Annotated in this window: 11 protein-coding genes; 8 read left to right on the plus strand and 3 right to left on the minus strand. The window is 58.8% G+C overall.

The genetic code is table 11. From position 1 onward, the window contains the following. Positions 1-39: 39 nt before the first annotated feature. From QRN48_RS13635 to cysN, 3 genes are all read left to right on the plus strand, one after another. Positions 40-798, plus strand: coding sequence for a Nif3-like dinuclear metal center hexameric protein (locus QRN48_RS13635; RefSeq protein WP_037014754.1), 759 nt, complete (start codon positions 40-42; stop codon positions 796-798). A 147-nt stretch (positions 799-945) separates the two neighbouring features. Beyond that, positions 946-1,863, plus strand: a complete 918-nt coding sequence (gene cysD, locus QRN48_RS13640) for a sulfate adenylyltransferase subunit CysD (RefSeq protein ID WP_037014752.1) — start codon at positions 946-948, stop codon at positions 1,861-1,863. Positions 1,864-1,878: 15 nt separating this feature from the next. Further along, on the plus strand, positions 1,879-3,777 hold the full coding sequence (gene cysN, locus QRN48_RS13645) for a sulfate adenylyltransferase subunit CysN (protein WP_037014749.1): 1,899 nt from the start codon (positions 1,879-1,881) through the stop codon (positions 3,775-3,777). Between the two features lie 447 nt (positions 3,778-4,224). Here cysN and QRN48_RS13650 read toward each other — a convergent pair whose 3' ends face one another. After that, a complete protein-coding gene (locus QRN48_RS13650; RefSeq protein ID WP_037014744.1) occupies positions 4,225-4,662 on the minus strand; it encodes a Z-ring associated ZapG family protein in 438 nt (145 codons plus the stop codon). A gap of 145 nt (positions 4,663-4,807) precedes the next feature. Between QRN48_RS13650 and QRN48_RS13655 the strand changes: the two genes are divergently transcribed. The 3 genes from QRN48_RS13655 to zapE all read left to right on the plus strand — a co-directional run bounded on the left by QRN48_RS13655 (position 4,808) and on the right by zapE (position 7,971). Further along, a complete protein-coding gene (locus tag QRN48_RS13655) occupies positions 4,808-5,437 on the plus strand; it encodes an alpha/beta hydrolase (RefSeq protein ID WP_191942953.1) in 630 nt (209 codons plus the stop codon). 28 nt (positions 5,438-5,465) lie between these two features. Next, the gene (locus QRN48_RS13660) at positions 5,466-6,815 is read left to right on the plus strand and encodes a tryptophan--tRNA ligase (protein ID WP_191942954.1); all 1,350 of its coding nucleotides are present in this window, start codon (positions 5,466-5,468) and stop codon (positions 6,813-6,815) included. Between the two features lie 61 nt (positions 6,816-6,876). Continuing rightward, positions 6,877-7,971, plus strand: a complete 1,095-nt coding sequence (zapE, locus tag QRN48_RS13665; RefSeq protein ID WP_037014738.1) for a cell division protein ZapE — start codon at positions 6,877-6,879, stop codon at positions 7,969-7,971. A 70-nt stretch (positions 7,972-8,041) separates the two neighbouring features. Here zapE and QRN48_RS13670 read toward each other — a convergent pair whose 3' ends face one another. Together QRN48_RS13670 and QRN48_RS13675 are read right to left on the minus strand one after the other, a co-directional pair. Next, on the minus strand, positions 8,042-8,938 hold the full coding sequence (locus QRN48_RS13670; RefSeq protein WP_191943103.1) for a GlxA family transcriptional regulator: 897 nt from the start codon (positions 8,936-8,938) through the stop codon (positions 8,042-8,044). A 344-nt stretch (positions 8,939-9,282) separates the two neighbouring features. Next, positions 9,283-10,320 (minus strand): NADP(H)-dependent aldo-keto reductase, encoded by a 1,038-nt coding sequence (locus tag QRN48_RS13675; RefSeq protein WP_285351138.1) that lies wholly within the window; start codon positions 10,318-10,320, stop codon positions 9,283-9,285. A gap of 240 nt (positions 10,321-10,560) precedes the next feature. Here QRN48_RS13675 and rplM point away from each other — a divergent pair, with 240 nt between their 5' ends. Together rplM and rpsI are read left to right on the plus strand one after the other, a co-directional pair. After that, complete coding sequence (rplM, locus tag QRN48_RS13680) at positions 10,561-10,989, plus strand: 50S ribosomal protein L13 (protein ID WP_019693576.1); 429 nt, start codon at positions 10,561-10,563, stop codon at positions 10,987-10,989. A gap of 14 nt (positions 10,990-11,003) precedes the next feature. Further along, a complete protein-coding gene (rpsI, locus tag QRN48_RS13685; RefSeq protein ID WP_037014730.1) occupies positions 11,004-11,396 on the plus strand; it encodes a 30S ribosomal protein S9 in 393 nt (130 codons plus the stop codon). Positions 11,397-11,554: the final 158 nt, after the last annotated feature.

Consider the following 11,554-nt stretch of genomic DNA (forward strand, 5'->3'; position numbering starts at 1 on the left):
GGACCGGCACGGTCTGAACTGCATATTTAGGAGACTTTTATGGCCGTTGCCTTGAGCACACTGGTAGAAGAAGCTGACCGCTATCTGGGCAGCGCGCGGATTCAGGATTACTGCCCCAACGGGCTTCAGGTCGAAGGCCGGCCGCAGGTCAGACGCATCGTTTCTGGCGTGACGGCGAGTCAGGCGCTGCTGGACGCGGCCGTCGAGGCCAACGCCGATCTGGTGCTGGTGCACCATGGTTATTTCTGGAAGGGCGAAAACCCCTGCATCACCGGCATGAAGCAGCGTCGGCTCAAGACATTGCTCAAGCACGACATGAGTCTGCTGGCCTATCACCTGCCGTTGGACGTACACAGTGAAGTCGGCAACAACGTTCAATTGGCGCAGCAACTGGAGATCACGGTTGAAGGTCCGCTGGACCCCGACAATCCGCGGACCGTTGGGCTGGTCGGTTCGCTCGGCGAAGCGATGACTCCGCGCGATTTCGCGCGACGGGTACAGAGTGCGCTGGGCCGCGAGCCGTTGTTGATTGAAGGCGAGGGCATGATTCGCCGGGTCGGCTGGTGCACCGGCGGCGGACAGGGCTACATAGACCAGGCCGTTCTGGCTGGAGTGGATTTGTATTTGAGCGGTGAGGCATCGGAGCAGACGTTTCACAGTGCCAGGGAGAACGGCATCAGCTTCATCGCCGCCGGCCATCACGCCACCGAGCGTTACGGCGTTCAGGCATTGGGTGATTATCTGGCGCGGCGCTTCGCCCTTGAGCATCTGTTCATTGACTGCCCGAACCCGATTTAACGACCTCGGCAGTCCAAAGCACGAGCTATATGGTTAGATCGTTTCGATCTATCCCTGCCGCTGAATAGAATCAGGGCCCATGATAAAGTGCCTCGCTCGATAGAGCCCGCAGGCTCTCCATACACGTACGTTATCCCGTGAGTAACCATGGTCGACAAACTGACGCATCTGAAACAGCTGGAGGCGGAAAGCATCCACATCATCCGCGAGGTCGCCGCCGAGTTCGATAACCCGGTGATGCTGTACTCCGTCGGTAAAGACTCTGCCGTGATGCTGCATCTGGCGCGCAAAGCCTTTTTCCCGGGCAAGTTGCCGTTCCCGGTGATGCACGTCGATACCCGCTGGAAATTCCAGGAAATGTATCGTTTCCGCGACAAGATGGTCGAGGACATGGGGCTGGACCTGATCGTGCACGTGAACCCGGACGGCGTCGCGCAGGGTATCAACCCGCTGACCCACGGCAGCGCCAAGCACACCGATATCATGAAAACCGAAGGCCTCAAGCAGGCCCTCGACAAGCACGGGTTTGATGCCGCATTCGGCGGAGCCCGTCGTGACGAAGAGAAGTCCCGCGCCAAAGAGCGTGTGTATTCGTTCCGCGACACCAAGCACCGCTGGGACCCTAAGAACCAGCGCCCCGAGCTGTGGAACGTCTACAACGGCAACGTCAACAAAGGCGAGTCGATCCGCGTCTTCCCGCTCTCCAACTGGACCGAGCTGGACATCTGGCAGTACATCTACCTCGAAGGCATCCCCATCGTCCCGCTGTATTTCGCCGCCGAGCGCGAAGTCATCGAGATGAACGGCACCTGGATCATGATCGACGACGATCGTTTGCGTAACCACCTGTCCGACGAGGACAAGAAGCGCATCGTCAAGAAGAAGGTCCGCTTCCGCACGCTGGGCGACTACCCGTTGACAGGCGCTGTCGAGTCCGAGGCCACCAGTCTCACCGACATCATTCAGGAAATGCTCCTGACGCGAACTTCCGAGCGCCAGGGCCGGGTCATCGACCACGATGGCGCAGGCTCGATGGAAGAAAAGAAACGTCAGGGTTATTTCTAATTAGGGTGTCTGAACATGTCGCATCAATCTGAATTGATCAGCGAGGACATCCTCGCCTATCTGGGCCAGCACGAACGCAAGGAAATGCTGCGTTTCCTGACCTGTGGCAACGTCGACGACGGCAAGAGCACGTTGATCGGGCGTCTGCTGCACGACTCCAAAATGATCTACGAGGATCATCTTGAAGCCATTACCCGTGATTCGAAGAAATCCGGTACCACCGGCGATGACGTCGATCTCGCGCTTCTGGTCGATGGCCTGCAGGCCGAGCGGGAGCAGGGCATCACCATCGATGTCGCCTACCGCTATTTTTCGACCTCGAAACGCAAATTCATCATCGCTGACACCCCCGGCCATGAGCAGTACACCCGCAACATGGCCACCGGTGCGTCCACCTGTGATCTGGCGATCATCCTGGTCGACGCCCGCTATGGCGTGCAGACCCAGACCAAGCGCCACAGCTACATCGCTTCGCTGCTGGGCATCAAGCACATTGTGGTGGCCATCAATAAGATGGACCTCAATGGCTTCGACGAGAACGTCTTCGAGCAAATCAAGGCCGATTATCTGACCTTTGCCGATCGCATCGCGCTGAAACCGACGACCATGGCGTTCGTGCCGATGTCAGCCCTGAAAGGCGACAACGTGGTCAACAAGAGCGAGCGTTCGCCCTGGTACACCGGCCAGTCGTTGATGGAGATTCTTGAGACCGTCGAAATCGCCAACGACCGCAACTTCTCTGACCTGCGTTTCCCGGTGCAATACGTTAACCGGCCGAACCTGAATTTCCGTGGCTTCGCCGGTACCCTGGCGAGCGGCATCGTGCACAAGGGCGATGAAGTCGTTGTGCTGCCGTCGGGCAAGAGCAGCCGAGTGAAATCCATCGTCACGTTCGAGGGTGAACTGGAGCAGGCAGGGCCGGGTCAGGCGGTTACCCTGACCATGGAAGACGAAATCGACATTTCCCGTGGCGACCTGCTGGTGCATGCCGACAACGTGCCGCAAGTGGCCGACGCCTTTGACGCCATGCTTGTGTGGATGGCCGAAGAGCCCATGCTGCCGGGCAAGAAATACGACATTAAACGCGCAACGTCCTACGTGCCGGGCTCCATCGCCAGCATCAGTCATCGCGTCGACGTCAACACGCTGGAGGAGGGCCCTGCCAGCTCCCTGCAGCTCAACGAAATCGGCCGCGTGAAGATTGCGCTGGACGCACCGATTGCCCTCGATGGCTACGACAGCAACCGCACCACGGGCGCGTTCATCGTTATCGACCGGTTGACCAACGGTACCGTCGCGGCCGGCATGATCATCGCCAAGCCAGTGACGGCAGGCGGCGGGAGCCACCACGGCGCGCTGGCCCATGTGTCTGTCGAAGAGCGGGCCCAGCGCTTCGGCCAGAAGCCTGCGACCGTGCTGTTTAGCGGTCTGTCGGGCGCCGGCAAAAGTACTCTGGCGTATGCCGTGGAGCGCAAGCTGTTCGACATGGGCCGCGCGGTGTTCGTCCTTGACGGTCAGAACCTGCGTCATGACCTGAACAAAGGCTTGCCACAGGATCGCGCCGGCCGCACCGAGAACTGGCGTCGTGCCGCTCACGTTGCGCGTCAGTTCAACGAAGCGGGCCTGCTGACCCTTGCGGCCTTTGTCGCTCCGGATGCGGGTGGTCGGCAGAATGCCAAGGCCCTTATCGGTGATGATCGCCTGATCACTGTTTACGTTCAGGCTTCGCCACAGGTCTGCCGCGAGCGTGATCCGCAAGGGCTCTACGCCGCCGACAAGGACAACATCCCGGGTGAGTCCTTCCCGTACGACGTACCCCTGGACGCAGACCTGGTCATCGACACGCAGTCTTTGAACGTTGAAGAAAGCGTCAAGCAGGTGCTGGATCTGTTGCGAGCCCGTAGCGTGATTTAAACGCCGTTCGCTGCACAAAAAACCCGCCAGTGATGGCGGGTTTTTTATACGGTCCGGTTCCATGCCGGCGTTGTGGGCTTTGCCAAGACGCTTGCTCGCGAAAGCTGGCCCTGCCGGATCACCAGGCAGGCTGAACGGGCGCGCGCCCCTCGCATCGCCGATCAAACGTCTGCGTATCGCATACCGCTTCCCATCGAGACTGATATTTTGTCTGCTCTGTGATGTAGCAATCCTCCAGGCAGTTCACCGACACGCAACCTGTGACGACGACGCACATCATGATGGTCCTGATAATGCTCATGCCCCCTCCTGAATAACGAGGATGGTAGAGCTGCCCAGAAAAACGCGTAACCGGCTGACTCCGAAAAATCTGTAAGGCATTTCCGACGCCCAAAAAAAGCCCGCCGCTGAGTACCTCAGGGGCGGGCTTTGGCGAACCGTGTGCGCTTACTTCTTCAGGCCGTAATGCTCGTCCAGCATGCCCGGTGAGTCAGGCGCTTTTGGCGCGTAGTCCTTGGGCGGCTCGGCAGCGGTGCGCGGCGGCGTTAACCGGTCCCGAGGCGGCTGAAGGGCATCCGGGTGCAATGCTGCCAGCAAACGTTGACGGGTGATGTCGTCGGTGGCCAGGCGGTTGGCGCCTTCGGCGAGATGCTCCTGAACATCGTGGTAGCTTTGCGACAGCTTCTGCACCAGATTCGCCGTGCTGTTGAAGTGAGTGATCACTTCGTGCTGATAAGTGTCGAACCGCTCCTGAACGTCATCCAGCTGGCGCTGAGTCCCATTAGGCACGGCATTGGGCAGCGCGCGCGCCACGAAGAAACCGATGATCACACCAACGACCAAGGCGATGGTCGGCAGCAACCAAACTAAGAGCGAGTAATCCACGAGTCCTTCCTCTATAAACGGCTTTGCTTTACGTTAACGGCTCGAACCTGCGCTGTATAGCGGCGACGCGTCGCCAGCCTGTCAGGCGCAGACAATCAGCTAGACGAGTCGACCCAATTGAAGGTCACGGAGTTCATTCTTGCTCATGCGTGAGACCCCTGTATTCATCGACGGCCCGGCGGGCCAACTCGAAGCCCTGTACCTCGATATTGAAGAGGCCAAGGGCATCGCGCTGATATGCCATCCTAACCCGGTTCAGGGCGGCACGATGCTCAATAAAGTGATCTCGACGCTGCAGCGTACCGCACGTGATGCCGGTTTCATCACCCTGCGTTTCAACTACCGCGGCGTTGGCGCGAGCGCCGGCAGCTCGGACATGGGTGAGGGTGAAGTCGATGACGCCCAGGCTGCTGCGGCCTGGCTGCGCAGCAAACATCCCGAACTGCCCATGACCTTGTTCGGGTTCTCCTTCGGCGGTTTTGTGGCCGCCACGCTGGGCGGTCGTCTGGAAGCGCAAGGCGAAACCCTGAGCCATCTGTTTATGGTGGCCCCCGCCGTGATGCGCATTGCGACGCTGGAAGCCGTGCCACAGAGGGGCACTTTGACCCTCATTCAGCCGGAGACCGACGAAGTCGTTGACCCACAAGTTGTGTACGACTGGTCCGACAAACTCCCGCGCCCCCATGAGCTGCTGAAAGTGGCAGAATGCGGGCACTTTTTTCACGGCAAGCTGACCGATCTCAAGGATCTGATTCTGCCGCGCCTCTCGAACTGATTGCCGTACCCAAAATAAGCGACTAGCCATGACCACTCGTATCCTGACCGGTATTACCACCACCGGCACGCCGCACCTGGGCAATTATGCCGGGGCCATTCGCCCTGCCATCGTCGCCAGCCGCCAGAGCAACGCCGATTCGTTCTACTTCCTGGCTGATTACCACGCCCTGATCAAATGCGATGACCCGCTGCGCATTCAGCGCTCGCGTCTGGAAATCGCCGCGACCTGGCTGGCAGCAGGGCTGGACGTCGAGCGTGTCACGTTTTATCGACAGTCCGATATTCCGGAGATCCCGGAGCTCACCTGGCTGCTGACCTGCGTGGCGGGCAAAGGCCTGCTCAACCGCGCCCACGCCTACAAGGCATCGGTGGACAAGAACGTCGAAGCCGGCGAAGACCCGGATGCCGGCATCACCATGGGGCTTTTCAGTTACCCGGTGCTGATGGCCGCCGACATCCTGATGTTCAACGCTCACCAGGTGCCGGTCGGCCGTGACCAGATACAACATGTCGAAATGGCGCGCGATATCGGTCAGCGGTTCAACCACCTGTTCGGCAATGGCAAAGAATTCTTCGTGATGCCTGAAGCGCTGATCGAGGAAAGCGTCGCGACCCTGCCGGGCCTGGATGGCCGCAAGATGTCGAAAAGCTACGACAATACCGTCCCGTTGTTCACCAGCGCCAAGGACGTGAAGGAGGCGATCTCCCGAATCGTCACCGACTCGCGCCTGCCTGGCGAAGCAAAGGACCCAGACAATTCGCACCTGTTCACGCTGTATCAGGCCTTTGCCACAAAGGCACAAAGCGACGAATTTCACGCTGACCTGTTGCAGGGGCTGGGCTGGGGCGATGCCAAGCAGCGCCTGTTTCAGCTCTTGGATGCCGAATTGGGCGAAGCCCGCGAGCATTACCATCAGTTGATCGAACGGCCGGCGGATCTGGAAGACATCCTGCAGGCCGGCGCCCGGAAAGCCCGGCGCGTCGCTACTCCGTTTTTAGGCGAGTTGCGCGAAGCGGTTGGCCTGCGTTCATTCCGCACTGCAGCGCACGCTGTGACCGCCACGAAGAAGAAGGCCACCAAAGGCGCGCGTTTTGTCAGCTTCCGCGAAGACGACGGCAGTTTCCGCTTCCGCCTGCTGGCGGCTGACGGCGAGCAGTTGCTGCTGTCGCGCAACTTCGCGGACGGTAAAGCGGCTGGCGCAGTGACCAAACAGCTGCAGCAGGGCGGTGAGCTGGACATCCGGGCCCAGGGCGACGCTTTCGCTGTATGGCTGGATGACGCCTGTGTTGCAGACAGCCCGGCGTTCGCGGATGCGGCCGCCCGCGATGCCGCGATCGAGAGCCTGAAACTGGCGCTGGCGCCACAACAGGATTAATTGCCATTCCAATGGGCCATCGCTACAGTGACGGCCCGTTTTTGCTCCCTTGCAAGCGACTATGACCCCTCTAGAACGATACCAAGCTGACCTCAAGCGTCCGGACTTTTTCCATGACGCCGCGCAAGAGAATGCGGTGCGCCATCTGCAGCGTCTGTACGACGATCTGGTCGCCGCCCACGACAGCAAGCCGGGCCTGTTCGGCAAGCTGTTCGGCAAGAAAGAGGTCTCGGTGGTGAAGGGGCTGTATTTCTGGGGCGGTGTGGGCCGTGGCAAAACCTACCTGGTCGACACCTTCTTTGAATCGCTCCCGTTTGAAGACAAGACGCGCACGCACTTTCACCGCTTCATGAAGCGCGTCCACGAAGAGATGAAGAACCTCAAGGGCGAGAAGAACCCGCTCACCCTCATCGCCAAACAGTTTGCCCAGGAAGCCCGGGTGATCTGCTTCGACGAATTCTTCGTCTCCGACATTACCGATGCGATGATCCTTGGCACGTTGATGGAAGAGCTGTTCAAGAACGGCGTGACCCTCGTCGCGACCTCGAACATCGTGCCGGACGGCCTTTACAAGGACGGTCTGCAGCGCGCGCGGTTCCTGCCGGCGATTGCATTGATCAAACAGAACACCGAGATCGTCAACGTCGACAGTGGGGTTGATTATCGCCTGCGTCATCTGGAGCAGGCCGAGCTGTTCCATTTCCCGTTGAACGAGGCGGCTGAGGACAGCATGCGCAAGAGCTTCCGCGCGCTGACCCCTGAATGCACCAAAGCTGTCGAGAATGATGTGCTGATCATCGAAAACCGGCAGATCAAAGCCATCCGTACCTGTGACGATGTGGCGTGGTTCGACTTCCGTGAGCTGTGCGACGGTCCGCGCAGCCAGAACGACTACATCGAGCTGGGCAAGATCTTCCACGCGGTGCTGCTCAGCGGCGTCGAGCAGATGAGCGTGACGACGGATGACATCGCGCGTCGGTTCATTAACATGGTCGACGAGTTCTATGACCGCAACGTCAAGTTGATCATCTCGGCTGAAGTCGAATTGAAAGACCTGTACACCGGTGGCCGGCTGAACTTCGAATTCCAGCGCACGCTGAGCCGGTTGCTTGAAATGCAGTCCCACGAATTCCTGTCGCGGGCGCATAAGCCCTAAAGCAGCTACGAGCTGCAAGCTTCTAGCTGCAAGAAATGGCACTTACCATTCTTGCAGCTTGCAGCTGATTCTAGGCCGCCTGCTGAAACTGCTGCCGATACTGGTTCGGCGAAAGGTCGGTGTGCTGACGGAACAACCGCGCGAAGAAGCTGGCATCGTCGTAGCCGACTTCGTAACTGATGGTCTTGATGCTCTTGCGCGATCCGGACAGCAGGCCTTTCGCGGTTTCGATGCGCAGCCGTTGCAGGTAGTGCAGGGGCTTGTCGCCTGTCGCTGTCTGAAACCGGCGCATGAAGTTGCGAATGCTCATGCCGTGCTCCCGCGCCACGTCCTCGAAACGGAATTTGTCGGCGAAGTGTTCTTCGAGCCAGTGCTGGATCTGCAGGATGATCACGTCCTGATGCAGTTTCTGCCCGCCGAAGCCAATGCGGCCCGGTGCGTAACTGCGCTGCACTTCATAGAGAATGTCGCGGGCGACGGTCTGTGCGACATGGGCGCCGCAAAAGCGCTCAATCAGATAGATATAAAGGTCACAGGCTGAAATCGAACCGCCTGCGCAATACAGATTGTCGGCGTCGGTGAGATGCTTGTCCTGATTGAGCAGCACGTTTGGGAAGCGCTCTGCGAACTCGTTGAAGAACCGCCAGTACGTCGTTGCTTCTTTGCCATCCAGCAGCCCTGAATCCCCCAGCCAGAACACACCACTCGCTTCACCACACAGCACTGCGCCCCGTGCATGTTGCTCACTTAGCCATGGCAGGATTTGCGGGTAACGCGCGCGCAGGGTGTCGAAATCTTCGACGAAGGCGGGAAGGATAATGATGTCGCTGTGTTCAAGCGCGCCGTCTACCGGAATCACGACGCCGCTGAAACTGCGGACCTCTTTGCCGTCCGGGCTGACCAGCCGGGTCTCGAACGCAGGCTTGAAACCTTGTCCCAGCTGCTTGCCATAGCGCAGGCTGGCCAGGTGAAAGAAGTCTTTGGCCTGCATGAGCGTGGAGGCGAAAATTCCATCGATCGCAAGAATGCTGACACGCCGCAAGGGCGCGTTGGGTTGAATAGACATGATCTGTTGTTCTTATATGGGAAAGTGGTCAAGCAACGGCGTGATCGTCTTATTTTTTGCCGAATGTGTCCAGTGTCGCTGTAACGCGCCTGCGCGTGGTGGTGGGAATAACTGTTGCTCAGAGCGGGTGACAATGCAGATCTGTAAGCGCGCGCCTGCCCGCGACAGTCTGGGCAGTCAGTCGAAGCATCCTGACTGTCAGACTGGACATAAAGGGCAAACGCGCTTCTACAGGGGGTTACCCATCAAGGCGCAGGATTGGGTTGATCCTTGTGGATTGCCTCGATGCCCGCCAGCACCTCATCGGACAACACCAGTTCTGCGCTCGCCAGGTTGCTTTCCAGCTGCTCCATCGTCGTCGCACCGATGATGTTGCTGGTGACAAAGCTGCGTCCGGTCACGAACGCGAGGGCCATTTGAGCGGGGTCAAGACCGTGCTCACGCGCCAGCGCAACGTAGCGTGCACACGCCGCTTCCGATTGCGGATTGAAATAACGGGTGAAGCGGCTGTACAGGCTCAACCTGCCCTTGGCGGGGCGGGCGCCGTCGGCGTACTTGCCGGACAACATACCGAATGCCATGGGCGAGTAGGCCAGCAGGCCGCACTGTTCGCGGATCGCCACTTCGGCCAGGCCCACTTCAAAGCTTCGGTTGAGCAGGTTATAGGGATTCTGGATAGACACAGGGCGTGTCAGTCCGCGAGCGTCTGATTCAGCCAGAAACTTCATCGTGCCCCACGGGGTTTCGTTCGACAGGCCCACGTGGCGAATCTTGCCGGCCTTGACCTGCTCATCCAGCGCTTCAAGCACTTCCAGCAGAGGGGTGAATGGCTCATCGGTGTGGCTGTAACCCAGCTTGCCGAAGAAATTGGTGCTGCGCTCCGGCCAGTGCAGCTGATAGAGGTCGAGGTAGTCGGTCTGCAGGCGTTTGAGGCTCGCATCCAGAGCGGCGACGATGTGACTGCGGTTGAATTTCAGCTGACCGTCGCGAATGTAATCGATGCCGTTGCCGGGCCCCGCGATTTTGCTGGCGAGGATCCAGTAGGCGCGGTCACCGCTCTGCTTGAACCAGTTACCGATGATCGTCTCGGTACTGGCGTAGGTTTCCTTCTTTGGCGGGACCGGGTACATCTCGGCGGTGTCGATGAAATTGATGCCGGCGGCCTTGGCCCGTTCGATCTGCGCGAAGGCCTCGGACTGGCTGTTCTGCTCGCCCCAGGTCATGGTGCCGAGGCAGATTGCGCTGACATTGAGGTCGGTTCTGCCCAGTTGGCGGTAGTCCATTTGGCTCTCCTGTTTAAAAGAGCCATAAAAGCAGGTTGAAATTTTTTTCGCAATCTGCATAATTCCGCACCTCTTTGTTGCGGGAGTGATGCCCTGCAACAAAAGAAACCGCTGCGATCGAACGCGCTGACCCGAGCCCCCTATAGCGTTCGTGCCCGGCGGCCTTTGACTTGTCAAAGACCGTACTAATGAGTATGCTCCGCCGTCTATTTTTCAGGGCGGCCTTTGAGGCTATAAAGAATGAAAACTTTTACCGCTAAACCGGAAACAGTAAAGCGCGACTGGTTCGTCGTCGACGCTGCTGGTCAGACCCTGGGTCGTCTGGCCACTGAAATCGCGAGCCGTCTGCGTGGCAAGCACAAGCCGGAATACACTCCGCACGTTGATACTGGCGACTACATTGTCGTCATCAATGCCGAGCAGATCCGTGTGACCGGTGCCAAGACCACCGACAAGATCTACTACTCTCACTCCGGTTTCCCGGGCGGGATCAAGTCGATCAACTTTGAAAAGCTGATCGCCAAAGCTCCTGAGCGCGTGATCGAGACCGCGGTCAAAGGCATGCTGCCTAAGAACCCGCTGGGTCGCGACATGTATCGTAAGCTGAAAGTCTATGCGGGCGCTGCACACCCTCATACTGCTCAGCAGCCCCAAGAACTGAAGTTTTAACGGAATAGTTCATTATGTCGGCGACTCAAAATTACGGCACTGGCCGTCGCAAGACCGCAACCGCTCGCGTTTTCCTGCGTCCGGGCACCGGTAACATCTCCATCAACAACCGTTCCCTGGACACGTTCTTCGGTCGCGAAACTGCCCGCATGGTAGTTCGTCAGCCGCTGGAACTGACTCAGACTGTCGAGAAATTCGACATCTACGTCACTGTCATCGGCGGTGGTGTGAGTGGTCAAGCTGGCGCAATCCGCCACGGTATCACCCGCGCTCTGATGCAGTACGACGAAACCCTGCGCGGCGCTCTGCGCAAAGCAGGTTTCGTAACTCGCGATGCTCGCGAAGTTGAACGTAAGAAAGTCGGTCTGCGTAAAGCGCGTAAGCGTCCGCAGTACTCGAAGCGTTAATTCGCTTTCGTTCAAAAAGAACGCTCAGTCCCTTCATGGGGCTGGGCGTTTTTTTATGGTCGTCCATTAATGGTTCGACGCCTTCACCGGCCACGCCGACAAGCATCTTGAGCATGAGTAGGCATCGGCCTTGAGACTTCAAGCAGCGATCATTACCA

The organism is Pseudomonas sp. ME-P-057 (assembly GCF_030208975.1).
Lineage (GTDB): Bacteria > Pseudomonadota > Gammaproteobacteria > Pseudomonadales > Pseudomonadaceae > Aquipseudomonas > Aquipseudomonas lutea.

Excerpts from the sequence above, each read along its gene's own strand:
- QRN48_RS13635 (WP_037014754.1), top strand. The coding sequence starts at position 40 with ATGGCCGTTGCCTTGAGCACACTGGTAGAAGAAGCTGACCGCTATCTG.
- rplM (WP_019693576.1), top strand. The coding sequence starts at position 10,561 with ATGAAAACTTTTACCGCTAAACCGGAAACAGTAAAGCGCGACTGGTTC.
- zapE (WP_037014738.1), top strand. The coding sequence starts at position 6,877 with ATGACCCCTCTAGAACGATACCAAGCTGACCTCAAGCGTCCGGACTTT.
- cysN (WP_037014749.1), top strand. The coding sequence starts at position 1,879 with ATGTCGCATCAATCTGAATTGATCAGCGAGGACATCCTCGCCTATCTG.
- QRN48_RS13675 (WP_285351138.1), bottom strand. The coding sequence starts at position 10,320 with ATGGACTACCGCCAACTGGGCAGAACCGACCTCAATGTCAGCGCAATC.
- rpsI (WP_037014730.1), top strand. The coding sequence starts at position 11,004 with ATGTCGGCGACTCAAAATTACGGCACTGGCCGTCGCAAGACCGCAACC.
- cysD (WP_037014752.1), top strand. The coding sequence starts at position 946 with ATGGTCGACAAACTGACGCATCTGAAACAGCTGGAGGCGGAAAGCATC.
- QRN48_RS13655 (WP_191942953.1), top strand. The coding sequence starts at position 4,808 with ATGCGTGAGACCCCTGTATTCATCGACGGCCCGGCGGGCCAACTCGAA.
- QRN48_RS13660 (WP_191942954.1), top strand. The coding sequence starts at position 5,466 with ATGACCACTCGTATCCTGACCGGTATTACCACCACCGGCACGCCGCAC.